23 protein-coding genes and 2 tRNA genes are annotated in these 24309 nt (G+C 70.7%); 13 read left to right on the forward strand and 12 right to left on the reverse strand.

Translation table 11 applies throughout. From position 1 onward, the window contains the following. The first annotated feature begins 56 nt into the window (after positions 1-56). Positions 57-1499: an adenylosuccinate lyase gene (purB, locus tag C1C97_RS06215; protein ID WP_110920682.1), complete on the forward strand. Its 1443-nt coding sequence runs from the start codon at positions 57-59 to the stop codon at positions 1497-1499. Between the two features lie 25 nt (positions 1500-1524). Here purB and C1C97_RS06220 read toward each other — a convergent pair whose 3' ends face one another. The 6 genes from C1C97_RS06220 to manA all read right to left on the reverse strand — a co-directional run bounded on the left by C1C97_RS06220 (position 1525) and on the right by manA (position 7099). After that, entirely contained in the window at positions 1525-2589 is a 1065-nt protein-coding gene (locus tag C1C97_RS06220; protein ID WP_325048957.1) for a glycerophosphodiester phosphodiesterase, read from the reverse strand. A gap of 316 nt (positions 2590-2905) precedes the next feature. Continuing rightward, positions 2906-3715: a di- and tripeptidase gene (locus C1C97_RS06225; protein ID WP_110920681.1), complete on the reverse strand. Its 810-nt coding sequence runs from the start codon at positions 3713-3715 to the stop codon at positions 2906-2908. A gap of 219 nt (positions 3716-3934) precedes the next feature. Next, positions 3935-4273 carry an acylphosphatase gene (locus C1C97_RS06230; RefSeq protein WP_199712205.1) on the reverse strand — a complete coding sequence of 113 codons (339 nt, stop codon included), beginning with the start codon at positions 4271-4273 and terminating at the stop codon, positions 3935-3937. A 113-nt stretch (positions 4274-4386) separates the two neighbouring features. After that, complete coding sequence (locus C1C97_RS06235; protein ID WP_121030680.1) at positions 4387-5049, reverse strand: SDR family oxidoreductase; 663 nt, start codon at positions 5047-5049, stop codon at positions 4387-4389. A 135-nt stretch (positions 5050-5184) separates the two neighbouring features. Then, positions 5185-5760, reverse strand: coding sequence for a TetR/AcrR family transcriptional regulator (locus C1C97_RS06240; RefSeq protein ID WP_233542782.1), 576 nt, complete (start codon positions 5758-5760; stop codon positions 5185-5187). Positions 5761-5824: 64 nt separating this feature from the next. Then, positions 5825-7099 carry a mannose-6-phosphate isomerase, class I gene (gene manA / locus C1C97_RS06245; RefSeq protein WP_233542783.1) on the reverse strand — a complete coding sequence of 425 codons (1275 nt, stop codon included), beginning with the start codon at positions 7097-7099 and terminating at the stop codon, positions 5825-5827. An 80-nt stretch (positions 7100-7179) separates the two neighbouring features. Here manA and C1C97_RS06250 point away from each other — a divergent pair, with 80 nt between their 5' ends. Next, a complete protein-coding gene (locus tag C1C97_RS06250; protein WP_121030683.1) occupies positions 7180-8589 on the forward strand; it encodes a phosphomannomutase/phosphoglucomutase in 1410 nt (469 codons plus the stop codon). Between the two features lie 202 nt (positions 8590-8791). On the opposite strand, the gene C1C97_RS06255 is transcribed toward C1C97_RS06250, so the two are convergent. The 3 genes from C1C97_RS06255 to C1C97_RS06265 all read right to left on the reverse strand — a co-directional run bounded on the left by C1C97_RS06255 (position 8792) and on the right by C1C97_RS06265 (position 12587). Continuing rightward, a complete protein-coding gene (locus tag C1C97_RS06255; RefSeq protein WP_121030685.1) occupies positions 8792-9979 on the reverse strand; it encodes a globin domain-containing protein in 1188 nt (395 codons plus the stop codon). Positions 9980-10107: 128 nt separating this feature from the next. Then, complete coding sequence (locus C1C97_RS06260) at positions 10108-10596, reverse strand: RrF2 family transcriptional regulator (RefSeq protein WP_121030687.1); 489 nt, start codon at positions 10594-10596, stop codon at positions 10108-10110. Positions 10597-10721: 125 nt separating this feature from the next. Next, a complete protein-coding gene (locus C1C97_RS06265) occupies positions 10722-12587 on the reverse strand; it encodes a phosphoenolpyruvate carboxykinase (GTP) (protein ID WP_110920888.1) in 1866 nt (621 codons plus the stop codon). 271 nt (positions 12588-12858) lie between these two features. On the opposite strand from C1C97_RS06265, the gene C1C97_RS06270 reads away from it, so the two are divergent. Next, positions 12859-12931, forward strand: a tRNA-Arg gene (locus C1C97_RS06270). Positions 12932-13427: 496 nt separating this feature from the next. Further along, positions 13428-14129, forward strand: a complete 702-nt coding sequence (locus C1C97_RS12495; protein ID WP_233542784.1) for a GmrSD restriction endonuclease domain-containing protein — start codon at positions 13428-13430, stop codon at positions 14127-14129. A gap of 48 nt (positions 14130-14177) precedes the next feature. Here the strand turns inward: C1C97_RS12495 and C1C97_RS06280 are convergent, their stop codons facing one another. The 3 genes from C1C97_RS06280 to upp form a co-directional block, all read right to left on the reverse strand. Continuing rightward, entirely contained in the window at positions 14178-14699 is a 522-nt protein-coding gene (locus C1C97_RS06280) for a SixA phosphatase family protein (RefSeq protein ID WP_121030691.1), read from the reverse strand. 96 nt (positions 14700-14795) lie between these two features. Further along, positions 14796-15593 carry a winged helix-turn-helix domain-containing protein gene (locus C1C97_RS06285; RefSeq protein ID WP_121030694.1) on the reverse strand — a complete coding sequence of 266 codons (798 nt, stop codon included), beginning with the start codon at positions 15591-15593 and terminating at the stop codon, positions 14796-14798. 335 nt (positions 15594-15928) lie between these two features. Further along, positions 15929-16564, reverse strand: coding sequence for a uracil phosphoribosyltransferase (gene upp, locus C1C97_RS06290; RefSeq protein WP_110920814.1), 636 nt, complete (start codon positions 16562-16564; stop codon positions 15929-15931). A 205-nt stretch (positions 16565-16769) separates the two neighbouring features. Here upp and C1C97_RS06295 point away from each other — a divergent pair, with 205 nt between their 5' ends. The 9 genes from C1C97_RS06295 (at position 16770) to C1C97_RS06335 (ending at position 24276) form a co-directional block, all read left to right on the forward strand. Then, positions 16770-17684 carry an ABC transporter ATP-binding protein gene (locus C1C97_RS06295; protein WP_121030696.1) on the forward strand — a complete coding sequence of 305 codons (915 nt, stop codon included), beginning with the start codon at positions 16770-16772 and terminating at the stop codon, positions 17682-17684. Then, positions 17681-18964 (forward strand): ABC transporter permease, encoded by a 1284-nt coding sequence (locus tag C1C97_RS06300; protein ID WP_110920816.1) that lies wholly within the window; start codon positions 17681-17683, stop codon positions 18962-18964. Before C1C97_RS06295 ends, C1C97_RS06300 begins: the two co-directional genes overlap by 4 nt. Positions 18965-19014: 50 nt before the next feature. Continuing rightward, complete coding sequence (locus tag C1C97_RS06305) at positions 19015-19722, forward strand: hypothetical protein (protein WP_121030698.1); 708 nt, start codon at positions 19015-19017, stop codon at positions 19720-19722. Positions 19723-19727: 5 nt separating this feature from the next. After that, positions 19728-20204: a tRNA adenosine(34) deaminase TadA gene (gene tadA / locus C1C97_RS06310; protein ID WP_110920818.1), complete on the forward strand. Its 477-nt coding sequence runs from the start codon at positions 19728-19730 to the stop codon at positions 20202-20204. A 91-nt stretch (positions 20205-20295) separates the two neighbouring features. Further along, a tRNA-Ser gene (locus C1C97_RS06315) sits at positions 20296-20385 on the forward strand. A 158-nt stretch (positions 20386-20543) separates the two neighbouring features. After that, the gene (locus C1C97_RS06320) at positions 20544-21596 is read left to right on the forward strand and encodes a flavin reductase family protein (RefSeq protein ID WP_121030699.1); all 1053 of its coding nucleotides are present in this window, start codon (positions 20544-20546) and stop codon (positions 21594-21596) included. Positions 21597-21665: 69 nt separating this feature from the next. Then, positions 21666-22784 (forward strand): fatty acid desaturase family protein, encoded by a 1119-nt coding sequence (locus C1C97_RS06325; RefSeq protein ID WP_121030701.1) that lies wholly within the window; start codon positions 21666-21668, stop codon positions 22782-22784. 203 nt (positions 22785-22987) lie between these two features. After that, positions 22988-23809 (forward strand): thioesterase family protein, encoded by an 822-nt coding sequence (locus tag C1C97_RS06330; RefSeq protein ID WP_121030703.1) that lies wholly within the window; start codon positions 22988-22990, stop codon positions 23807-23809. Positions 23810-23949: 140 nt separating this feature from the next. Next, positions 23950-24276: a 2Fe-2S iron-sulfur cluster-binding protein gene (locus tag C1C97_RS06335; protein ID WP_121030705.1), complete on the forward strand. Its 327-nt coding sequence runs from the start codon at positions 23950-23952 to the stop codon at positions 24274-24276. Positions 24277-24309: the final 33 nt, after the last annotated feature.

Below are 24309 nucleotides of genomic sequence, written 5' to 3' on the forward strand. Positions count from 1 at the left end.
AAGCCGACTCGGTGCAGGTCGGTCGCCGCGGCACCGGGGTACGGGCCCGTGGAAGAATGGGGCCCATGTCGAACGCCGCGCAGACCCTCCCGTCCGGACGAGTGGCCCTGAGCCACCAGACCCCCGCCGTAGCACTGGGACCGTTGGACGGCCGTTACCGCCCGCAGACCGCGGTCCTGGTGGACCACCTCTCGGAGGCCGCGCTCAACCGCGAGCGGGTGCACGTGGAGGTGGAGTGGTTCATCCACCTGTGCGAGCAGCGCGCACTCACCGGCCTGGAGCCGCTCACGGACGAGCAGAAGGCAGGCCTGCGGGCCGTCGTGACCGGTTTCGACGCCGGGTCCGTGGCGGAGCTGGCCGAGCTGGAGGCCGTGACGGTGCACGACGTCAAGGCCGTGGAGTACTTCCTCGCACGCCGGCTCCCGGACCTGGGACTGGAGCACCTCACGTCCCTGGTGCACTTCGCGTGCACGTCCGAGGACGTCAACAACCTGTCCTACGCCCTGGGCATCAGGGACGCGGTGCAGCGGGTGTGGCTGCCCGCCGCACGCGAGCTGGTCACCGTAGTCTCCGCCATGGCGCGGGACGCCAAGGCCACACCCATGCTGTCCCACACCCACGGGCAGCCGGCCACCCCCACCACCCTGGGCAAGGAACTCGCGGTGTTCGCCCACCGGCTGGACCGCCAGGTGCGGCGTGTGGCCGGCACGGAGTTCCTGGGCAAGCTCAACGGCGCCACGGGCACGTTCGCGGCGCACACGGCGGCAGCCCCGGAGACGGACTGGCCGGAGATTTCCCGCTCCTTCGTGACGGGACTGGGTCTGACGTGGAACCCGCTCACCACGCAGATCGAGTCCCACGACTGGCAGGCGGAGCTGTACGCGGACCTGGCCCGGTTCAACCGGATCCTGCACAACCTCTGCACGGACGTGTGGTCCTACATCTCCATCGGGTACTTCCAGCAGATCCCGGTGGAGGGGGCCACGGGATCCTCCACCATGCCGCACAAGGTCAACCCCATCCGCTTCGAGAACGCGGAGGCCAACGCGGAGATCTCCTGCTCCCTGCTGGACACCCTGGCCGCCACGCTCGTCACGTCCCGCTGGCAGCGCGACCTCACGGACTCGTCCTCCCAGCGCAACATCGGCGTGGCGTTCGGGCACTCCCTACTGGCCATCTCCAACGTGGTGAAGGGCCTCGACCGGCTGGCCGTCGCGGAGGCCACCCTGGCCGAGGACCTCGACGGCAACTGGGAGGTCCTGGGCGAGGCCGTCCAGACCGCCATGCGCGCCGAGGCCGTTGCCGGGCGGGAGGGCATGGACAACCCCTACGAGCGCCTCAAGGAGCTGACCCGCGGGCACCGCGTGGATGCGCGGCGCATGCGCGAGTTCATCGACGGCCTGGGCCTCTCCGACGACACCGCCCGGCGCCTCGGGGCCCTCACCCCCGCGGACTACACGGGTCTGGCCGAGCAGCTCGTGGATTCGTACGGTCTCTGAGCCGCTCACCGGCGCGGTGTCGGGCTCACCCCCGGTGGGAAGACGCGGCCGGCGCACCGGCCGGAGCGGGATCTCCCGGGACGGGAGCACCCGGCAGCCGGCCGGCGGACCGCGGCGTGCCGGGCAGCGGCGCAGCGGGACGCGGTATCGCGGGTGCCCGTGTCCCGGGCACCGGTGCAGTAGGCGCCGAACCCCTGTGGGGCGCGGCGCTCGCCCCCGCGGCCCCGGGGTCGGTCCACCGCCGCACCTGGGCGGGGACGTTGGTGGTGATCTGCTGCACCCCGAGCGCCAGGCACACGTGGGCGTCCGCGAACGTGTCCACGGTCCACACCCGCAGCACGGCACCGCTGCGCAGCCACTGCTCGACCTGCCGGGGGTTCTCCCGGACGTACTCGATGCCGGGTCCGGCGATCTCCACCTCACCGCGGGAGATCACGGGAACGGCCGGGGGCACCACCAGGCGCATGCCCGCGCGGCAGACCGCGGCGGTGGCCGTTCCCACCCGCAGTCCGCTGCGGACCGTGGCCACGGTGGTCTGCGAGACCAGCTGGCACACGTGCCGGGGTGAGACGCACTCCAGGAGGTAGCGCACGGCGTCGGGGTGGAAGCTCATCACGGAGACCAGCACGCTGCCCAGCCACCCGGTCTCCGGGTTCCAGCCACGGCGCATGAGCAGCACCAGCAGCGCCTCCTCCAGTCCCTGTCCGAACGGACTGGGGTGCTTGGTCTCCACCGCCAGCCCCACGGGACGTCCCGCGGCCAGCAGCAGGTCCAGCAGCTCGTCGAGGGTCATGAGCTGCTCGTGGGCCGCCCCGTGCGTGGGCGGGATCCACACGCCCTTCCACGTGGAGAAGTCCAGACGGTGCAGCTGCGCGAGAGTGTGCTGACCCACCGGGCCACTGCCGTTCGAGGTCCGCCCCAGGTGGGAGTCGTGGTGCAGGACCAGGTGACCGTCGCACTCCACGCCGCCGGCGCCGTCCGCAAGGGCCTGCACGAACGCGGCGCGCGTGAGCTCCGGGTAGCGCCGGGACGAGCCGCGGTGCGCGTACACCAGGGGACGGGCGGGAGAACGGTCGTTCGGGGCAGCCACGGCTGCCACGGTAGGTGGCGGGCGCTACGGGACGTCGAGCGCCGCCCGTCCGCCCGGTGTCCGGGCGGTGACACCTACGTGAACCGGACGACGCCGTCCCCGGGCGCATCGCCGCGAGACCCGGGCGCGGCATCGCGAGATGCGAGGGTGCGCACCAGGCCCGGGGACGCGCAGCGGAACTCCCCGGAGGGGCAGCACGATTCCGGGCGCGCTGCCGCGCCAACGTACGTGGGGAGGCGACACCCTGACGTCGGAACGGGGCACCCCGGGGACGCCGCAGCTGTCCCGGGATGCCCCGCCGACGTGGCGCGACCGGCTACCGGCGCTTCTTGCCGCCCCTGGTCCCGGACTCCAGGGCCTCCTGCTGGGTGGCCGAGGTGCCGCCCTCGAACTTCTCGGCGCGGTCCCCCAGTCCGAGGGTCACGGGGAACTCGTTCGGGAAGGCGCCGAAGGCGTCGTCCGCGGACTTGATGACCTGACGGGCCATGGCCAGGTTGGCGCCGCCGCCCACCACGGCACCCAGCCCGAAGGGCAGGGCGCGCCCCAGCACCGCGCCGGACTGCCGGGCGAGGAACCGCTTGATGAACATGTTGCGCACGGTGCGACCCACGTCGAAGCGCTTGGAACTGTCCGAGGACTTGCCGAGCATGAGTCCCCACTTGCTGCTGACACTCTTGCTGGCCGAGGAGCTCGCGAGCAGCTGGCCCATGAGCGCCTGACCGTCCTCACCGAGCATCAGCGCCATGATCATGGTGCGGTTCTGCTGCTCGTCCTGCGGCTCCACGCCGTGCAGCTCTGCCATGGCCTGCGCGTAGAGCGCGGTGGCCTCCAGGTACCCGGCCACCGCCACGGAGGACAGCCCGAGGGAGGCGATGGTGCCGATGCCGGGAACCGCCGCCGTGGCACCCACGGCGCCGCCGCCGGCCGTCACGGAGCGGATGTAGAGCTTCCGGGCGCGCTTGGCGATCTGCTCGGGGGTTTCGTCCGGGTGCTGTGCTCGCAGGTGCTTGAGCACCTTGACCACCCAGGGCTGCTGGATGCGCAGCGCGTGGTCCAGGAACTTGTTGACGCCGGGCTTGGGCTTGCCGTTCTCGTCGAACGCCTTGTTCAGGGGGTTAACACCCATCAATGTCCACTCCTCGAAACGGGTAGGGGCTGCTCGGCGGGGACCGCCGAAGACATCGGACTCACTATGACACAGGGGGTCGGGGCACGCGTGCGAGGTGGCGGGTAGTACGCCCAGGGCACACAGGGTCGGCACGGAAAAGCGCCGGACCACGCATGCGGTGCACGGTCGTGGCCTCCACGACGCGCAGGGGCGCCCGGACCCCGCGCGTCCCTCGGCTCAGTGGGTGCTGAAATCCGTGTACTGGCCGGTGGCCGGACCGAAGTGCTCGTCCACGGTGATCACCGCGCCGGGAGTGTCCCGGGAGATCAGGGCCTTGAGGAAGTCCCCCACGGCCCAGCGCGGCCCCTCGGCAACCACCGTGACGGTGCCGTCCTCGTTGTTGGTGGCCGTTCCCGTGAGTCCCAGTTCCTCCGCCTGGCGCCAGCACCAGTACCGGAATCCCACGCCCTGCACCGTGCCGTGGACCACGGCGGTCAGCGCGATGACCTCGTTGAGGTCGAGGGCGTCCCGTTCCCGGCCCTCGGCGGCGTGAGGATGAATCGATGGCATCTCCATGCCCCCAGAGTAGAAGATCGCCCGGTCCGCGCGACTCCCTTCCGGGTGCGGCGCGGACCGGGCGAGGTCCTCCGGCGGCGGCCCGGACGTGCGCGGGCCGCGATGGTGGGGGCTCAGTCCAGGGAATCGAGCGCCTCGGCGATGGGGGTGTCCCCGTCCGCGAACTCGATGAACCGCCCCGTGGTGCCCTTGGCATCGGCGAGCGCACGTGCGGCCACGAGGGCCACGTTGCCGCGGGCGGTGTTCTTGTTGTCGTCCTCCCCGGCCCTGCCCAGCGCGATCGCACCGGAGGCGTCGTCGTCGGTGAGCATGCCCGGCCCCAGGATGGTCCAGTCCAGGGAGCTGGCGCGCAGGTGGTCGTCCGCGTCCGCCTTGGACTGCGCGTACGCGTAGAAGTCGTCGTCCTCGGGCACACCGTGGTCCTGGCCGGCGCCCATGTAGGACACCATGACGTACCGGCGGACGCCCGCGGCCGCCGCGGCGTCCATGGAGCGGATGGCCGCGTCACGGTCCACGGCGTAGGTGCGCTCCTGGGAGCCGCCGCCGGCACCCGCGGACCAGACGACGGCGTCCTGACCGGAGAACAGCTCCGTCATCGCGGCCACGTCCATGTCCTGGACGTCCGCCACCACGGGGGTGGCTCCGGTGTTCTCGACGTCCTGGCTCTGCTCCTCCTTGCGGATCACGGCGTTGACCGTCTCCCCCTGGGTGGAGAGCAGGCGGCACAGTTGAAGTGCCACCTTTCCGTGGCCACCGATGATCGTGATCTCAGACATTGCGAGTCCTTCCTGTCGGAACGAATTTGTCGGGGCCGTCCAGGCCCCCGGACCTGGTACAGCGGGGGAAGGCACCCGATTATTCCGTTCCGGGGTCGCCCGCGGTGGCCCGGCCCGCCCGGTGGCCCGCAGAGCTCAGCCGACCGCGGCCGCCGCGAGACGCCCGCTGAGCACCCGCACGACCCGCTGCAGATCGGCGTGGTGGTCCTGTGCCAGCTTGTCCGCCATGATCCCCACGAGACCGTGGACGATGAAGCGGTCGTCCTTCTGCGTGGCACCCACCGGGAGGTCACCGTTCCGGGCCCGGGCGTTGCGCAGACCGGTCGCGGCGTGATCCACCACGGCATCACGCACCAGGAAGCATCCCGGTCCCGTCAGCACCGCCCGGTAGTAGTCGCTGAACTGCTCCATGTGCCGGGCCACGGGCATGAGGGCCGCCTCCCACGGATCGCGGCCGTCCGCGGCCACGGCCTGCGCCGGGAACGGGACCCGCGCCAGCAGGGACTGCGTGGCGCAGCGCAGCACCTGCTCCCGGGAGCCGAAGTTCTCGTAGACGGCCTTCCGGCTGACCCCGGCGGCAGCGGCGATCTCGGTCATCCCCACCTGCGAACCCCGGCTGGCCACCAGCTCCACGGTGGCCGCCTCCACCGCCGCGCGGGTCCGTTCGATCCGCCGGTCCATCTGCTCTCCAATAACCACGTCGTGTGACAAGGGACCCTTCATTCAACGCCCCTTCCCGCCGCTCGCGCGACAACCTAAAGGGTGGGCCCGTCCCTCACGCGTGCCCGGGCGGCACGGCCTCCACCAGGAAGATCTGCCCCTCGCCCCTCACCGTCACCGTGCCCGGCCCGTCGAGACGGATCAGGGACTCGCCCGCCGTGGCCCGTGTCCCACCCCGCCGCGCACCCGACGACGCCGCCGCACCCCCGGGGTTCCCCGCGCCGACGGCGCCGGGTGGGGTGACCGTGTCCGGATCGTCCGTCCCGGCGGAGTGGTCGCTCGCGGTGACGGCGCCCTGCGTCACGAGCACCATGCAGGTGCCCGACGACTCACGGACGACCGGTCTCTCCGGTGTCACGCGGGCCGCGGTCAGGGAGAGCGCGGGGTCCCACAGGGGGTAGCGCACGGCGCCGTCCGCCGTCTCGCGGGTCTCCAGCAGCACCACGGGTTCCTGTGGCACGGCCATGATCCGCAGCAGCTCGGGGACGTCCACGTGCTTGCTCGTGAGCCCGGCGCGCAGGACGTTGTCCGAGCACCCCATGATCTCCACTGCCGTGCCGCTCAGGTAGGCGTGGAGCTGCCGTGCGGGGGTGAACAGGGCCTGACCGGGCTCCAGGTGCACCACGTTCATGCACAGTGCCACGAGCAGGCCCCGGTCGTCCGGGTAGTGGTGGGACAGCAGCCGGATCAGGCAGCGTGCGCGTTCGAGCGGATCCATCGCGGGGGTGAGCGACACGGTCCCCTCTTGTGCGGACGCGGCCGTGTCGTGCCCGGGGCCCGCAGCGGCAACGCACGCGCGCACGGCGGCCGCGGCGACGTCGTCCGGGAGCTCCAGGGCATGACGCACGGGGAACGGTGCGGCCGCGGCGGCGCCGAGCCACGGCAGGCCCAGCTGTGCGGCGAGCTCGGTGAGCCGGTCACGCTCCTGCTGTCCCGCGAGCAGCCACATGTCCGTCAGGGCCACCACGGTCTCGGGCTTGGCGCGGTCGTCCTTGTAGTTGCGGTGGGGTGCGTCCGGGGCGACCCCCGCGGCGTCCTCCCGCTCGAAGCCCTCCCGTGCCTGGTCGGAGGCGGGGTGGACCTGGAGGGACAGGGGCGCGTCGATGGCCAGGACCTTGAGCAGGAACGGCAGCCGGGGAGCGACCTCGTCCAGCCCGCACTGCCGCCCGGCCAGCTGCACGCGGGACGGCGCGCTCGGGTGCGCGCCCATCCAGAGCTCGGCCTCAGGCTGCTCGGTGGGTCCGGGGCGGCCCTGCATCTCGGCGAGCACCGAGCGGGACCCCCAGGCGTAATGCTGGATCGGGTTGCTCATCCTCAGGAACTCGGCCATGGCCAACATGTAACCACAGCGACCCACGGATCCCCGGGCACCCCGGGGACGCCCCCGGTGCTCCCGTAGAATCGGCAACCGTGACCACAGACCTTTCCTCATCATTCAAGGCCTACGACGTGCGCGGCATCGTGGGCGAGAGCATCACCGCGGACAGCGTGCGGGCCACCGGCGCGGCGTTCGTGGACGTCCTGGGCCTCACGGGTTCGGCCGTGGTGGTGGGCGGGGACATGCGCCCCTCCTCCCCCGAGTTCATCGAGGCCTTCGCCGACGGCGCCACCCGGCGCGGCGCGGACGTCACGGTGATCGGGAACATCTCCACGGACGAGCTGTACTTCGCGTGCGGCACGCTGGACTGCGCGGGTGTCACGTTCACCGCGAGCCACAACCCCGCGCAGTACAACGGCATCAAGATGGCCAAGGCCGGCGCCGTCCCCGTGTCCTCGGACACCGGGCTCTACGAGATCCGGGACACCGCCCAGGGCTTCCTGGACTCCGGGGAGATCCCGGCGGCCGAGCGCCGCGGCCAGATCTCGCGGCGGGACGTGCTGGGAGACTACGCCCACTACCTGCGCTCGCTGGTGGACCTGCGGGAGATCCGCCCCCTGAAGGTCGTGGTGGACGCCGGCAACGGCATGGCCGGACTCACCACCCCCGCCGTCCTGGGCAACGCGCTGCTGGATCCCCTCCCGCTGGAGATCGTGCCCCTGTACTTCGAGCTGGACGGCACCTTCCCCAACCACCCGGCCAACCCGCTGGAGCCCGCCAACCTCGTGGACCTGCGGGAGGCCGTCCGTGCGCACGGCGCGGACATCGGCCTCGCATTCGACGGCGACGCCGACCGCTGCTTCGTGGTGGACCAGAACGGCGATCCCGTCTCCCCCTCCGCCGTGGCCGCGATCGTGGCCGAGCGGGAGATCGCCCGCGCGCAGGCCGGCGGGGAGGAGCACCCCGTGGTGATCCACAACCTCATCACGTCCAGGGCCGTGCCGGAGCTGATCGAGGCCAGGGGCGGGCGTCCCGTGCGCACCCGCGTGGGCCACTCGTTCATCAAGGCCGTGATGGCCTCCGAGCGCGCGGTCTTCGGCGGGGAGCACTCCGCGCACTACTACTTCAAGGACTTCTTCAACGCGGACACCGGAATGCTCGCGGCCATGCACGTGCTCGCCGCGCTCGGCGAGCAGGGCGGCACCCTGAGCGAGCTCATGGACCGCTACGACCCCTATGTGGCCTCCGGTGAGATCAACTCGGAGATCGAGGACAAGGCCGCCGCCGTGGACCGGGTGCGCGCCCACTTCGCCGCCGCCGATCCCGCCGTGACCGTGGAGGACATGGACGGCACCACGTTCACCCACCCGCAGCAGGGCTGGTGGTTCAACCTGCGCCCCTCCAACACCGAGCCGTTCCTGCGGCTCAACGTGGAGGCACCGGACGCCGCGGCCATGGCGGCCGTCCGGGACACGGTCCTGGGCATCGTGCGCCAGGGCTGACCCTCGGGCACGTCCCACCCGCCCCCCAGCGGGTACGACGACGCCGCGCAACCTGTTCCGGTTGCGCGGCGTCGTCGTGTGCGGGGCGCCGCCCGTTGGCTCGGTGCACTGCCTGCCGAGCGGCATGACAGGGCCGGGAGTGGCGCCCCCCGGCCACGGTCTCCGGCCGGGCGGCGTCGTCACCCCGCGGGTGCTGCGGGACTCAGGCGTCCGCGGTGCGGGCCTCGTCGTGGAGCATCCACAGGTCCGGGCCGAAGATCTCGTAGTGGATGGCGCGCCCGGGGACGCCGGCGGCGATCAGCTGCGAGCGCACGGCCTGCATGAACTCGAGCGGGCCGCACATGAACACCTCCGCGCCGGTGGGGATCTCCATTCGTGAGACGTCCATGCGGCCCTCGTGGTCCCCCTCGCCGGGGGCACCCAGCCAGGAGACGAGCCGGGCGTTCGGCAGCTGCGAGACGAGGTCCCGGACCTGCTCCCGGCACGGCCACGCGGCTCTCGAGCGGTCCGCGTGCAGCACCAGGACCTCGCGCTGCGGGTCCTCCCGCACGAGCTGGTCCAGGAAGGCCACCACCGGCGTGATCCCGATGCCCGCCGAGACCAGCACGAGCGGCCCGTGGGAGTCCGGGTCCAGCGTCACGTCGCCGTACGGGTTGGAGATCTCCAGGACGTCCCCCACCACGGTGCCCCGGTGCAGGACGGGTGTGACCTCACCCTGCGGGTCCTCGCGCACGATGATCCGGCGGTGTCCCGGGTCGCTCGGCACCAGGGTGAACTGCCGGGGCTGCCGCAGCCCGTCCGCCACCGTGACCTGGAGGGAGACGTACTGCCCCGCCACGGCCGGGGTCATGGGGGTCCCGTCCGCGGGCTCGAACTCGAACGCCAGCACGCCGTCCGCCACGGTCTGCTTGCCGACCACGCGGTACGGGGCGAACATGACGTCGTTGGCCTGCTGCGCGTAGAGGCCCTTCTCCAGCTTGACCAGGGCATCGGCCATGAGCCAGTAGACCTCGTCCCACGCCTGGACCACCTCGGGGGTGGCGGCGTCCCCCAGGTCCGCCGCGATGGCCTTGAAGAGGTGCTCGTGCACCGTGGGGTACTCCTCCGCGGGCAGCCCCAGCGACGCGTGCTTGTGGGCCACGCGGGAGAGCACCTCGTCCGGGTAAGAGTCCGGGTGGTGCAGCAGGTGGGACGCGAACATCGCGATCGATCCGGCCAGGGCCTGGGGCTGGGTCCCGTTCTTCTGGTTGGCGCGGCTGAACATCCCGTCCAGCAGGTCCGGGCGGGCCTCGAACATGGACCGGTAGAACACCGGGGTGATCTCGGGAATCCGCTCCGCGACGACCCCGATGGTCTGAGCGATGACCGGACGTGACTTCTCGGACAGCATGACGGCTTCCTCTCGTCGTGGCGTGACGAGGCTAATTTAGCATTTCATATGCTCTATATAGTGCAGGGCAGCCGCACGTGCCGTGCCGCGGCCCGCAGTGCGCAGGGAGGGTCCTTCCCGTCACCGCGTCACACCGCCGGCGCGGATCCGCCCACGGCCGCGGAATCGGGCCCGGGCGGGCGCAGACCCAGCTGCACGGCAATGGGACCCACCTGGCGCGGATTCACGAGCTCGGCGACGCTCACGCCGTCGAGCTCCCGGTAGAAGGCCTCGCGCGCGCCGGCGAGAGCTCTGCGCAGCCGGCAGCCGTGGTTCAGCGGACAGGCCGTCTCGTCCGCCTCGCACTCCACGATGGCCGTGTCCGCCTCGAGCTCGCGCAGCACCCGCCCCACGCTGGCCTTGCACCCCGCGTCCGTGAGCACCACCCCGCCGGAGCGCCCGCGCTGGGAGCACAGCAGCCCCATGCCGCGCAGCCTGGCCACGGTCTTGGCCACGTGGTTGTACGGCGCGCCCACACCGTCCGCGATCCGCTGGGTGGAGAGCATGGTGCCCCGTGGGAGCCCGCCCATGAGCAGCAGCACCCGCAGCGCGATGTCCGAGAACGCCGTCAGCCGCACAGTTGTCCCTTCGTCATCGACCGCCCTCACCCACTCATGACGACGCCGCGCGGCCGGATGGGCCGCGCGGCGCGATCATACCGGGCACCCGCGCCCGCACGACGAGGCGGGCGCACCCCGGGGTGTCAGTTGCCCCTGAGGCGCTCCTCGAGGCCGGCGCGCTGCTCGAGGATGACCTCGGGCACGTCACCGAGCCGGGCGAACCACTCGTCGATGCCGGGCAGCTCGTTCAGCCACTCGTCCGTGTCCACGCGCAGGGCCGCGTCCAGCTCGGCGTCCGAGATGTCCAGGCCCGTGAGGTCCAGGTCCTCCTTGCCCGGCAGGATGCCCACGGGGGTCTCGTGACCGCCCGCGGTTCCCTTGAGCCGCTCCACGATCCACTTGACCACGCGGGAGTTCTCACCGAAGCCGGGCCACGCGAAACCGCCCTCCGGGGTGCGGCGGAACCAGTTGACGTAGTAGATCCGCGGCATGTTCTCCTCGCCCATGCGCGCGCCGGTGTCCAGCCAGTGCTCCAGGTAGGCGTTGGCGTTGTAGCCGATGAACGGGAGCATGGCCATGGGATCGCGGCGCACCACGCCCACCGCACCCTTGGCGGCGGCGGTGGTCTCGGAGGACAGCGTGGCGCCCTGGAACACACCGTGCTCCCAGCCGAAGGACTCGGACACCAGGGGAACCGTGGTCTTGCGGCGGCCACCGAAGATGATGGCGGACAGCGGCACGCCCTCGGGGTCGTCGTACTCCGCGGCCAGGATCTCCACCTGCTTGATGGGGGTGCAGAACCGGGAGTTGGGGTGCGCGGCGGGCCGCCCGGACTCGGGGGTCCAGTCGTTGCCCTTCCAGTCCGTGAGGTGCTCGGGGACCTCGTCCGTCATGCCCTCCCACCACACGCCGCCGTCGTCGGTCAGCGCCACGTTGGTGAAGATGGTGTTGCCGCGGGCGATCGCGTGCATGGCGTTGGGGTTGGTGGACCACCCGGTGCCGGGTGCCACGCCGAACAGGCCGGCCTCCGGGTTGACCACGCGCGGGGTGCGGTCCTTGCCGAAGCGGATCCAGGCGATGTCGTCGCCGACCATCTCGGCCTTCCAGCCCTCCACTGTGGGCTCGAGCATCGCGAAGTTGGTCTTGCCGCACGCGGAGGGGAACGCCGCGGCGATGAACCGGGAGTCACCCTCCGGGTCCGTGACCTTCAGGATCAGCATGTGCTCGGCCAGCCAGCCCTCGTCGTGGGCGATCGCGGAGGCGATGCGCAGCGCGTAGCACTTCTTGCCCAGCAGGGCGTTGCCGCCGTACCCGGAGCCGAAGGACCAGATGGCCCGGTCCTCGGGGAACTGGACGATGTACTTGGAGGGGTTGCACGGCCAGGGCACGTCCTGCTCACCGGGCTGCAGCGGAGCCCCCAGGGAGTGCACGCACTCCACGTAGGGCGCCTTGTCTCGGGACATCTTCTCCAGCACCGGCGTGCCGATGGTGGCCATGATGCGCATGGAGCACACCACGTACGGGGAGTCCGTGATCTCCACGCCGTACTGGGGCTTCTGCGCGTCCAGGGACCCCATGACGAACGGGATCACGTACATGGTGCGCCCGCGCATGGCCCCGGAGAACCGCTTGTTCAGCGTCTCCTTCATGACCTGCGGGTCCTCCCAGTTGTTGGTGGGACCGGCACCCTTCTGGGTCTTGGTGCAGATGAAGGTGCGCTCCTCCACGCGGGCCACGTCCTCGGGGTCCGAGAACGCCGCGAAGGAGTTGGGGAACTTGTCCTCGGAGAGCCGCACCAGGGTTCCCGCCTCGACCATCTGGTCCGTCAGCCGGGTCCACTCGGCCTCGGAGCCGTCGGCCCAGTGGATGCGGTCCGGCTGGGCGAGCTGCGCGATGCCACGCACCCAGTCCACCAGTTCGCGGTATTCCGTGGGGGGGTTGTCCAGCGACTGCCGGACCTCCCGGTCCAGTTCCGTGGTCCCGGTGCTTGCCGTGCCATTGTCAGCCATTGACATGTCTCCTCGTTGAGGCCGTCGTGCGTGCCGCGCCCCTGGGAGTCCGGCGCCCCCGTCCGTCCGCGCCACGTCACTGTGGCACGGCTTGGAGGTCGGGTCCCACCAGGGCTGCGCGTGGGTGTGCCTGGAGTCTAACGCGGCCGCGCGGAGGGTCGGGGACGATGACACCGCGCCGCCGGACCTTTCGGCACCCGCGCGATTTGTCGCCCGGGCGCTGCCGGTGTAAATTGTTACCCGTTGCCACGGCCGCGGTCGTCGCACAAGGGCGCCTGTAGCTCAACGGATAGAGCATCTGACTACGGATCAGAAGGTTGTAGGTTCGAATCCTATCGGGCGCACTTCGTCGGGACCCCGCATCCAGTGGATGCGGGGTCTTCTTGCTGACCGCCGCCCGCCGGCGCCACCAGGATCGAGGCCGCCCTGACTTCCCCCCGCACGTCCCCCGCCCACCGACTCGTCCTCGGGGCCGCCGCCCTCGCCCTGGCACTCGCCGGCTGCGCGGGCCCCGGGTCCCCCGCGAGTCCACCCCCGTCCGCTCCGACCGCGGACACGTCCACGACGGCGCCCGAGGCACCCTCCGCGCCCGCACCGGCCCCCGCCACCCGGACCCCCCGGGCGGAGCATGCGGACCCGGGCCCGGCGGCGTCGTCCCCCGAGGACGCAACGGCGAAGGCCGCCCCGGGAACCGCGCTGGCGGCCCTGGGTGAGCTGCCGGTCAAGGGACGCGCCCCCAAGACGGGCTACTCCCGCGACGAGTTCGGACCGCGCTGGGCGGACACGGACCACAACGGCTGCGACACCCGCAACGACGTCCTGCGCCGGGACCTGACCGGCGTGGCGGTCCGGCCGGGGACGCACGGCTGCAAGGCGGCGTCCGGCTCCCTGCTCAGCGCCTACACCGGAACCACGGTGGCGTTCGTGGCGGGGCGGGACACCAGTTCCGAGGTCCAGATCGACCACGTGGTGGCGCTCTCGGACGCCTGGCAGAAGGGCGCCCAGCAGCTCGACGCCGCCCGGCGCACCGAGCTCGCCAACGATCCCCTGAACCTGCTGGCCGTGGACGGGCCCAGCAACAACCAGAAGTCGGACGGGGACGCCGCCACGTGGCTGCCGCCCGCCACGGGCGAGCGGTGCGAGTACGTGGCCACGCAGATCGCCGTGAAGCAGCGCTACGAGCTGTGGGTCACCGATGGGGAGAAGCAGGCCATGGTGCGGGTGCTGGACGGCTGCCCCGACCAGCGGCTCCCCGAGGCCCGGTCCTGGCCTGCGCCCGAGGACGATCCCGCGGCGCCGCAACCGGTCGAGACGCCCGCGGCCGCCACCGTCCCGGCCGCACCGGAGGCGCCGGCTGCACCCGCAGCGCCTCCTGCCGCGGCGCCGGAGCAACCGGGTGGCGCGCCCGGTGGGCAGGTGTACTTCTCCCGCTGCGCCGAGGCCCTGGCTGCCGCGATGGCGCCGCTCCACGCCGGCTCCCCCGGCTACCGGCCGGCACTGGACCGCGACGGCGACGGCGTGGCCTGCGAGGCCAAGCCCTGACCGTGAAGGACCCGTGGGGTGCGAGGCGTGGCAGCACCCCGGGGAGCGTCACGCCTGCGGCGTGTAGAACTCCGTGAGGCGGGCATCGCCGCCGTCGAGCAGCGCCCAGTCCCCCGGGACCTCCAGCACGGCGGTGCCCGCCGCGGGGAAGCCGTTCGCGGCATCCAGCATGGCGTCCTGGTCCGAGTCCCGGGAGGCCAGGCGCAGGACCGCGTCCACCACGCCCGGCATGTGGGCCACCATCAGCAGCGTCCGCACGGACTCCGGCACGTGGTTCACGGCCGCGACGAGCTGCGCGTCCGCGCCGTTGTAGAGCGCGTCCCACAGCTGTGGTGTGGGGGCCTTCTCCCTGAGTTCGTGGCACACCCACGTGACCGTCTGCCGGGTGCGCAGCGCCGGGGAGACCAGGATCATGTCCGGTGCGGCGTGCTCGGCGAGCCACCGCCCCGCGGCCGCGGCCTCGCGGGCACCGCGCGGCACGAGCGGGCGGTCGTGGTCCGGGATCCCCCGCGGGAAGTCCGCTTCCCCGTGCCGCATGATCACCAGGTGCTTGAGGTCGCGGCGCGTCATGCGTGCCAGTCTGTCACGGCCCGCCGCGGCGCATGGCGACGCCGCCGGGGCCGGAACCCGGCGGTGTCGTGCGCCGACCCGCGCGCGGCGAGCACGTCAGATGGAGTACTCGGGGGCGGCCCACACGACCACTTCGGGGTGGTCGTAGAACCGGTACCCCTGGCCGCGGACGGTGCGGACCGTGTTGGCCAGGCGACCGAGCTTGGACCGCAGCCGACGCACGTGGACGTCGATGGTGCGTTCGGAGGGAACCTCCTCGGCGTCCCCCCACAGGTTCTCGAGCAGCTCCGTGCGGCCCACCGTGCGGGTGCCGTTCTCCACCAGGTAGTTGAGCAGCTCGAACTCCCGGTGGGTCAGGTTCAGCAGGTCCCCGTCCAGGAACACCTCACGGCGGGAGAGGTCGATCAGCACACCCACCCGCTGGTGGTCGATGCCACTGCCGGCGCCGCAGGCCGGGAGCGGGGTGAGGGGCTCGATCACGGGGTCCGAGAACGTGGGGTCCCCCAGCGCGCTGCGCACCACTTCGAGATCGGTGCCCTCGGCGTTCACCGGGGCCAGTGCCACGGCGGCGTAGGAGTCGGACTGCGGGACCGTGGAGCGGATGTACTGGCGGATGTCCTGCACGAGCTGCACCAGGTTGATGCCGCGGTCCGCCGCGGCCTGCTCGTCCACGCCCACGTAGAGCACGAATCCGCGGGCCTCCGTGGGCTGCTGCTCCGGGGGGACGGCGGTGTCCTGCCGGGTCTCGGCCTGGGGGTCCGTGGAGACGGAGCGCAGGTGGCGGTACTCCTCGGGATTGGCCACCCGGTGCCCCGGGCGGGAACGGGCGGGAACCTGGGCCCCCGCCAACCGGTGCCGCTGCGAGATGTGGACGTAACCCGGTGCGCCTGACATTCGAACCCCTGCCTCGTGAAGCCCCGTTCCCGTGAATTCCCTGGAAAACGGCGTTATCCACCATTTTCGGTGAAACAGTGGCGCACTGGCAAGTAATATATGCACTTCTTTCTCACATACTGAGACACCGCGCCTTGTGAGGAAGTACAGGATGCAGTGCGGCGGCCATCTGCCGGGCCCCCGAACTCCACCAGCACGTGCGAATTGCGCGGTCGACCAGGAAGGGCGCCCGGAGGTTCATTCGAATTCATACCCGCGCCCGGTTGTCAATGGCCCAAAGTCCAGAGCGGCCCTGCGCATCCTGACGTGGACCCCGTGCCCTCATCCGTGCGCGGTCAGTCCACCACGCCGTACAGCCGGTCCCCGGCGTCGCCGAGGCCCGGCACGATGTAGGCGTTCTCGTCCAGGCGCTCGTCCACGGAGGCCAGCACCACGTTGACCTCGCTGTCCCCCAGCTCGCGCTCCAGCCGCTCGAGCCCCTCGGGAGCGGCCAGCAGACACACGCACGTGATCTGCTCGGCGCCGCGGCGGTACAGGAACCTGATGGCCTCGCTCAGCGTCCCGCCGGTGGCGAGCATGGGATCGAGGACGTACACCTGCCGCCCCGTGAGGTCGTCCGGCAGCCGTTCGGCGTAGGTGATGATGTCCAGGGTGGCGTCGTCCCGCGCCATCCCGAGGAAGCCGACCTCGGCGGTGGGGATCAGCCGCGTCATGCCCTCCAGCATGCCCAGGCCTGCCCGAAGGATGGGGACCACCAGGGGCCGGGGGCGGGTGAGCGCGATGCCCTGCGTCTGCGCCACCGGGGTCTGGATGGTGACGGGCTCCACGCGGACGTCCCGGGTGGCCTCGTAGGCCAGGAGGGTGACCAGTTCCTCCACCAGCAGGCGGAACACGGGGGACGACGTATTCCTCTCGCGCAGCACGCTGAGCTTGTGGGCGACCAGGGGATGATCCAAGACGGTGACTCGCATACCCAGAATCTAGCAGTCGCGGCCACCGCACCCGCTTCCCGGCACCGGCGGCTCCACCACCGCAGCACCCGGCCACGTCACGACTTCGTCACGGCGGGCGCTCCCCGCGGCCGTGCAGGGAGCACGTACCTTAGGCTCGTGTGTGAAGACTTGACGGCACAGCATCACCTGCTGCACGCGGCAACCCTCGGAAGGGACACCTGATATGGCGGCTCCGGTTCTCGAAACGGAGAATTTGGTCAAGATCTACGGCAGAGGAGAAACCAGGTTCGACGCCCTCAAGGGCATCAACCTGGAGATCGGCAAGGGTGAGTCCGTGGCCGTGGTGGGCAAGTCCGGTTCCGGCAAGTCCACCCTGATGCACCTGTTGGCGCTGCTGGACGGGCCCACCCACGGCGTGGTGGCACTGGAGGGCAGGCCCACCGGGGACCTGAGCGCCAAGGAGCTCAACGAACTGCGCAACTCCGCGTTCGGCTTCGTGTTCCAGCAGTTCTTCCTGACGCCGAACCAGAGCGTCTTGGAGAACGTCACGCTTCCCCTCAAGATCGCGGGCGTTCCCGCCGCGGAGCGCAAACGCCGCGGCCTGGAGGTCCTCGAGCAGCTGGAGATGGCGGACAAGGCCGACAACAAGGCCACGGACCTCTCGGGCGGCCAGAAGCAGCGCGTGGTGATCGCCCGCGCGCTGATCAACGACCCGTCCGTGATCTTCGCGGACGAGCCCACGGGCAACCTGGACTCCGCCACGTCCAACGTGGTGGAGGACATCCTGTTCGGCCTCAACCGCGACAAGGGCATCACCCTGGTGGTCGTGACCCACGACGAGGACCTCGCCCGGCGCTGCTCCCGGCAGGTCTATTTGGTGGACGGGCAGATCGTGCCGAGCCTCGAAAAGGCACCGGGCGACGCGGCACCCCGCGAGGAGGACCGGCACCCCTGGGCGCAGCAGCCCTCGGACGCCACGGGTCCCGTGCGGGTCGCCGGGCCGGCCACCGGCGAGGTCATCACGCTGAGCCAGGCCGACGCCGCCGCGATCGCCCGTGCCGCACAGGAGCCGGCGCGCCCCGGCAGGCACGCCGCCCCCGCCCCCAGCACCCCCGATCAGCCAGGAGCCACCGCGTGAAATTCATCGATCTGCTGCGCACGTCGATCGGCAACACGTTCCGGTCCAAGGCGCGCACCATCTTGACCGTGATCGCGATCTTCATCGGATCCTTCACCCTGACCCTGACCTCGGGGATCGGCACGGGCGTCAACGACTACATCGACAAGACCGTGGCCGCGTTCGGCAACGAGAACTCGCTGTTCGTCCAGAAGGTCTCGGAGCGCTCCACCCCCGGATCCAACGAGGGGGACGGGCCCACCGAGTACAACCCGGAGGAGTCCAACGTTCGACTGGGCTTCGGCTCGGTGAGTGGCCTCTCCGACCGTGACATCGAGAAGATCGAGAAGATCGACGGCGTGGGTTCCGTGGACCCCATGTACATGGTCACCCCCAAGTACCTCGAGTCCGCGAACGGCAAGAAGTTCAAACTGAGCCTGGGCTCGCCCCCGGAGGCGGACGGGCTGCAGCTGGAATCCGGCAAGGCCCCCGAGCGCGCCAAGGACGAGATCTTGCTGCCTGCTTCCTGGGTGGAGCCGCTGGGCCTCGGCTCGAGCCAGGACGCCGTGGGCAAGACCGTCAAGATCGCCATCGGCAACGCCGTGGACCAGGACAAGACGTTCACCGCGACGGTCTCGGGTGTGTCCCAGGCATCCCTCGCGGGTTCCTCGGACAACCCCATCCCCTCCGTGGGGCTCAATAAGGAGCTCTACGACTACCAGTCCTCCGGCAGCCCGCGGAAGGTGCCGAACTCCTACTTCACCGCCACGGCCACCGTGGACGACATGTCCAAGGTGGGGACCATCAAGTCCCAGCTCGCGGACGAGAACATGCTGGGCAACACGGTGGAGGACCAGCTGGGCATGTTCCGTGCGGTCATCAACGGCATCGTGTGGATCCTGAACTCCTTCGCGATCATCGCGCTGCTGGCTGCGGGCTTCGGGATCGTGAACACCCTGCTGATGTCCGTGCAGGAGCGCACGCGGGAGATCGGCCTGATGAAGGCTCTGGGCATGAGCGGCGGCAAGGTCTTCGGCCTGTTCTCGCTCGAGGCGATCTTCATCGGCTTCCTGGGCTCCGCGATCGGTGCGGCCCTGGGCATCGCCGTCGGCAGCATCGCCAGCGGGGCGCTCTCCAACGGTCTGCTGTCCACGCTGCCCGGGCTCAGCCTGTTCCTCTTCGACCCCTTCAAGATCGCGCTCATCATCCTCTCGGTGATGTTCATCGCGTTCCTGGCCGGCACCATCCCCGCGGTGCGGGCCGCCCGCCAGGACCCCATCACCGCCCTGCGCTACGAGTAGGCCCCCCACCTGCTCCACCACTGGCACCACCGACGGGAAGGAAAATCACCATGAGCACCACCCCCAACGAACCCCACGATCCGCGCTCCGCGGCCCCCGGGCAGCCGGGTGCGGGCCAGCCGCTCGGCCAGGGCGCCGTCAACGGCGCCCCCCGGGGCACACCGTACGGTCAGGGCCCGGCCGTCGGCGCTCCCACCGGTCAGCAGTACGGCCAGGCCGGGGGCAAGTACGGCACGGCCGAGTACAACCCCGGCCAGTACACCGGCACGATGGAGCGGCCCTCCACCATTGACCGGTTGCTCAAGCTGACGCTGGTGTCGCTGGGGATCTCCGTGCTGAGCAGCATCCTCAGCATCATCGGAGTCCTCACCGCGGACACGGACGCCCTACTGCGCGAGCAGGGGGGCGCCGCCGCATCGCAGGCCGGCGCCGCAGACGTGGCCCAGATGGTGGGCACCATGGGCACGGTGGTCGGCGTCATCGGTCTCATCATCTCCATCGGCCTGTACCTGCTGGTCTACTTCAACCTGAAGAAGGGCCGGAACTGGGCCCGCATCCTGGGTACCGTGTTCGCCGCCATTGCCATCCTGTCCGGCATCTTCGGCCTGTTCAGTGGCACCAGCGGCATGAGCACCGGCATCTACATCGCAGGCATCGTCCTGGGGGTCGTCAAGATCGTCGTGGACATCCTCTGGATCGTCACCGCGTACAAGGCCCCCACCACCGCCTGGTTCAACCAGAACAGCGTGCAGCGCTGAGTCGCATGGCTCTTCCGCACACCGCCAGGTCCATCCAGCTCGAGGGCTGGATGGACCTGGCGCTTTCCGAGGCCGCGCTCACGGCCGCGTCCGGGGACGTGCCCATCGGCGCCGTCGTGCTGGACGCGGACGGGCGGGTGATCGGCACCGGGCGCAACCGCCGCGAGGAGTGCGGGGACCCCACCGCGCACGCGGAGGTGCTCGCCCTGCGCGAGGCGGCCGCGCACCGCGGTGAGTGGCGGCTGGAGGGGTGCACCCTCGTCGTCACCCTGGAGCCGTGCGCCATGTGCGCCGGGGCGGTCGTGCTCGCCCGCGTGCCCACCGTGGTGTTCGGCGCGTGGGACCCCAAGGCCGGGGCGTGCGGCTCGGTGTTCGACATCGTGCGGGACCCCCGCCTCAACCACTGGGTGGAGGTCACCGGCGGCGTGCGCGAGGACGAGTGCGCCGCCCTGCTGCGCGAGTTCTTCCGCACCCACCGCTGAGCGCCGCATTCCCCGACGCCGCCGCGCAGCCTGCCAGCCCAGGGCTCCGGTTTGGAGGGGTTGCGTCCCGGCCTGTAAAGTGCTGGGAGCTGGTGACGTGTCCGAGCGGCCGAAGGTGCATCACTCGAAATGATGTTTGGTGTCAAAGCCAACGTGGGTTCAAATCCCACCGTCACCGCCACTGTCCCGATCAGGGACTCCGAGAACACCCCGAACCTCAGGTTCGGGGTGTTCTCCGTTGCAGGGGAGCACCACGCCGCAGAGCGTCCAGGAAGCCCGAAGGATGAAAAGGGCCCGCAGGGATTGCCAGCCTGCTTATCAATCGGATAGAACTTGGGCATGGGCCGCTCCGGGATCGTGAGATTCCTCCACACAGCAGCCGGCATCCTGAGCTACCCCCAGGATCCGCGCTCGTTCGCACAACTCTTCGGCGCACTCTCGAGCGCCCACTACACGCGCGGGCGGATCACCCGCATCCACCGAGAGACGCCCGACACCGTGACCGCGTTCTTCACCGCCGGCGACGGCTGGATCCCGCACCGCGCGGGCCAGTGGGCGCGGATCGGCGTAGAGGTGGACGGGAAGCGGATCTGGCGCCCCTACTCCCTCAGCGCTCCCGAGCAGGGCGACCCCTCGATCACCGTCAGGGCCCAGGGGACCGTGTCCGAGCACTTCGTGCACCGGGCCGCCCCCGGGGACGTGCTGTACCTGGAGCGCCCGGAGGGGCAGTTCATCCTCCCGGAGATGCCCACGGCGCTGCTCTTCATGGTGGCCGGTTCCGGCATCACACCGGTGATGTCCATGCTGCGCACCCTGATGCCGCGCAGACCCGACCACGACGTCGTCCTGGTCTACGTGTCCCGGAACCGGCAGTCGTGCATCTTCCACGACGAGATCCTGGAACTCGCCGACCAGTTCCCCGGGCTGCGTCCGGTCTTCTGGTTCACGGAGGAGCGGGGCCGACTGGACGCCTCCGACGCGGCGACGGTGAGCGCGCTGTGTCCCGACCACCCGCAGCGCAGCACGTACGCGTGCGGCCCGGACTCCTTCGTCACGGCCGTGGAGAACCTGGGGGACGGTTCCGGCACCGCCCCGGTGGTGGAAAGATTCAACGTGACCCGCGCTCCCACCGACGGGCAGCGCGGCGAGATTCGTCTCGAGCGCAGCGACCTCACGGTGGAGGTGGGTGAGAGCGAGACCATCCTGGAAGCCGCCGAGCACGCCGAGCACCCGTTGCCCCACGGCTGCCGGATGGGCATCTGCCACAGCTGCCTGATCCCCCTGACGGACGGGGCCGTGACGAACATCCGCACCGGGGAACTGCACCGGGAGCCCGGGCCCGTCCAGACCTGTGTGACCCGCCCCGCCCCCTACGCCGTCTTCGACGCCTGAGACCACCCCCGCTTCCCGCCGGCACCGATCCCGCCGGCGGGCAATCCCATGGAACGAAGGAGCACCTCCTTGACACTCACACCAGCCACCGCACCCGTAACCGGGGCCGCCCCGCCGGCACCCAGGCAACCTCGCGATCCGCTCCAGCTCACCGACCGGGAGCTCGACGAGCTCGCGGCCGAGCTCGACACCGTGCGGGAGGAGATCTTCTCCCAGCGCGGCCAGTCGGACGCCCGGTACATCCGCCGCGTGGTGGCCCTGCAGCGCAGCCTGGAGATGACCGGACGCGCCTGCATGCTCTTCTCCCGCCACAAGCCCCTGTGGTGGACCGGCGTGGGCTGCCTCAGCGTGGGCAAGATCCTCGAGAACATGGAGATCGGGCACAACGTCCTGCACGGGCAGTGGGACTGGATGAACGACAAGGAGATCCATTCCACCACGTGGGAGTGGGACTTCGTGGCACCGTCCGCGGGGTGGCAGCGCACCCACAACGAGACGCACCACACCTGGACCAACGTGCTCGGCAAGGACCGGGACGTGGGGTACAACGTGCTGCGCATGGATCCCGAGCAGCCGTGGAAGCCCGTGAACCTGCTCAACCCGGTGATCAACCTCTTCCTGGCCCCGGCGTTCGAGTGGGGCATCGCCGTCTACGACGTGGAGCTGGACCAGTTCTTCGCGGGCAACAAGTCCGGCCGCGCCACGTTCGAGGACTTCAAGCGGGTGATGAAGAAGCTCGGGCGGCAGTCCGCGAAGGACTTCGTGGTCTCGCCCCTGCTGGCGTCCCTCACCGGGTCGGGGAAGGCCTCGATCAAGGGCTTCCTGGCGGCGAACGTGATCCGCAACGTCTGGGCGCACGCGGTGATCTTCTGCGGTCACTTCCCGGACGGCGCGGAGACCTTCACGGAGGACGAGGTGGAGAACGAGTCGCGGGGGCACTGGTACCGGCGCCAGGCCATGGGATCCGCGAACATCGACGGTTCCCGCCTGATGCACTTCATGAGCGGCAACCTGTCCTTCCAGATCGAGCACCACCTGTTCCCGGACATGCCCTCCAACCGGCTGGCCGGGATCGCACCGCGCGTGAAGGAGATCTGCCAGAAGTACGGCATCCGCTACACCTCCGGGCCCCTGCCCCGGCAGGTGTTCCAGGCGTGGCGCAAGGTGTTCCGGCTGGCCCTGCCCTGAGACCGGGCGGCATCCAGGGCGGGATTCGCCGGGGTCCGGGAGACCGGGACCGTGGGACCCCGCCCCGGGCGTGGCCGTGGCCGCCGCCCCGGTAGGTGTTCCCGCACCCCTCCCCTAGGGTGTAATCCGGCACACATTCACACCGTGGGCGGCGGCGCACCGGACGCGCCGCCGCCCACGGTCCGGACACGGAGGACCGCAGCATGAGCACCGAACAGCCCGTAGGCCACCTGGGGATCAACGGCGAGGACGTGCCGGACGCCCACTACGTGCGCACGGGTGAGCACAGCTTCCGCACCACCGTGTACACGCAGGGAGCCTGGAGCCCCCTGGAGCAGCACATGGCGGCGTCGTCCGGCCTGCTGGTGCACGAGATCGAGCGCAACCACCCGCGGGAGGACGTGATCCCCGTGCGGTTCTCGTTCGACATCCTGGGGTTCATCGCGGGCGGGGAGATCGAGGTGCACACGCGCGTGCTGCGTCCGGGCAGGACCATCGAGCTGCTGGAGGCCACCATGAGCAGCGGCGGCCGGGACTGCATCCGGCTGAGCCTGTGGCGGTTGAAGACCTCGGACACCCAGGACGTCGCCGGTGGCGAGATCGAGCCCCTCAAGCCACTGGACCAGTGCGAGGAACTCAACATGTACGAGCAGTGGGGTGGCGGCTACATCGGCTCCCTGCAGGCACGCGTGGCGCGGATGCCGAGACCGGGCAGCGGTGCCGGCTGGCTGCGCATCAGCAATGCCGTGGTGGCGGGTGAGGAGTCCTCCCCCACCGCCCGGTTCGTCAGCGCGGTGGACGCCGCGAACGGCCTGGCGCCGCGCGTGGAGATCGGGCCGTGGGCGTTCCCCAACGTGGACCTGAGCATCCACATGTTCCGCGCGCCGGTCTCCGAGTGGGTGGGCCTGGACACCAGCGTGGAGTTCGGCGGGGACGGCGTGGGGCTCACCCACTCGCAGCTGTACGACGAGCAGGGGCCCGTCGGACGGGTGGCGCAGGCGCTAACCCTGCGGCGCGCGGACTGACCCGTCCGGGGCGCATGGGCGCTGCGCTCAGCATTGGTCGGTGCGCGGCGTCGACCCCCCGGGAATTGACGGCCGCACCTAGGATGGGTGCTGGTTCCCTAACTATCCGGACGGGGCAGAACCCCAGGAGGTCCCAGCACGTGAGCAGCATCCAGATCAATGTGACCGACCGCGACGGTGCGCGCACCGAGGGTGTGGAGTGGAAGGACTTCGAGTCCCTCATGGAGTGCCTCACCCGCAATAAGTTCCCCATCCTGGCCACGTGCGGCGGCAACGCCTCCTGCTCCACGTGCCACTCGTACCTGGACCAGGACACGTTCGTGAAGACGGGCGGCACCAACGAGGAGGAGGAGGACCTCCTGGAGATGCTGGACGACACCCGCCACGACAACTCCCGCCTCACGTGCCAGGTGGAGTGGTCCGAGGACCTGGACGGCGCGGAGATCGAGATCGCCCCGGAGTGGTGATCACACCACGGTGAGGAGCGCGCGGCGACGCGC

It is taken from the genome of Kocuria tytonis (assembly GCF_003226895.2).
GTDB classification, from domain to species: Bacteria; Actinomycetota; Actinomycetes; order Actinomycetales; family Micrococcaceae; genus Kocuria; species Kocuria tytonis.

Coding starts and splice junctions, on each gene's coding strand:
- upp (WP_110920814.1), bottom strand. CDS start 16,564: ATGCGAGTCACCGTCTTGGATCATCCCCTGGTCGCCCACAAGCTCAGC.
- purB (WP_110920682.1), top strand. CDS start 57: ATGGGGCCCATGTCGAACGCCGCGCAGACCCTCCCGTCCGGACGAGTG.
- C1C97_RS06230 (WP_199712205.1), bottom strand. CDS start 4,273: ATGGAGATGCCATCGATTCATCCTCACGCCGCCGAGGGCCGGGAACGG.
- C1C97_RS06305 (WP_121030698.1), top strand. CDS start 19,015: ATGAGCACCACCCCCAACGAACCCCACGATCCGCGCTCCGCGGCCCCC.
- C1C97_RS06280 (WP_121030691.1), bottom strand. CDS start 14,699: ATGACGCGCCGCGACCTCAAGCACCTGGTGATCATGCGGCACGGGGAA.
- C1C97_RS06295 (WP_121030696.1), top strand. CDS start 16,770: ATGGCGGCTCCGGTTCTCGAAACGGAGAATTTGGTCAAGATCTACGGC.
- C1C97_RS06330 (WP_121030703.1), top strand. CDS start 22,988: ATGAGCACCGAACAGCCCGTAGGCCACCTGGGGATCAACGGCGAGGAC.
- C1C97_RS06320 (WP_121030699.1), top strand. CDS start 20,544: ATGGGCCGCTCCGGGATCGTGAGATTCCTCCACACAGCAGCCGGCATC.
- tadA (WP_110920818.1), top strand. CDS start 19,728: ATGGCTCTTCCGCACACCGCCAGGTCCATCCAGCTCGAGGGCTGGATG.
- C1C97_RS06255 (WP_121030685.1), bottom strand. CDS start 9,979: ATGCTGTCCGAGAAGTCACGTCCGGTCATCGCTCAGACCATCGGGGTC.
- C1C97_RS06225 (WP_110920681.1), bottom strand. CDS start 3,715: ATGGGTGTTAACCCCCTGAACAAGGCGTTCGACGAGAACGGCAAGCCC.
- C1C97_RS06235 (WP_121030680.1), bottom strand. CDS start 5,049: ATGTCTGAGATCACGATCATCGGTGGCCACGGAAAGGTGGCACTTCAA.
- C1C97_RS06285 (WP_121030694.1), bottom strand. CDS start 15,593: ATGTCAGGCGCACCGGGTTACGTCCACATCTCGCAGCGGCACCGGTTG.
- C1C97_RS06265 (WP_110920888.1), bottom strand. CDS start 12,587: ATGGCTGACAATGGCACGGCAAGCACCGGGACCACGGAACTGGACCGG.
- manA (WP_233542783.1), bottom strand. CDS start 7,099: ATGGCCGAGTTCCTGAGGATGAGCAACCCGATCCAGCATTACGCCTGG.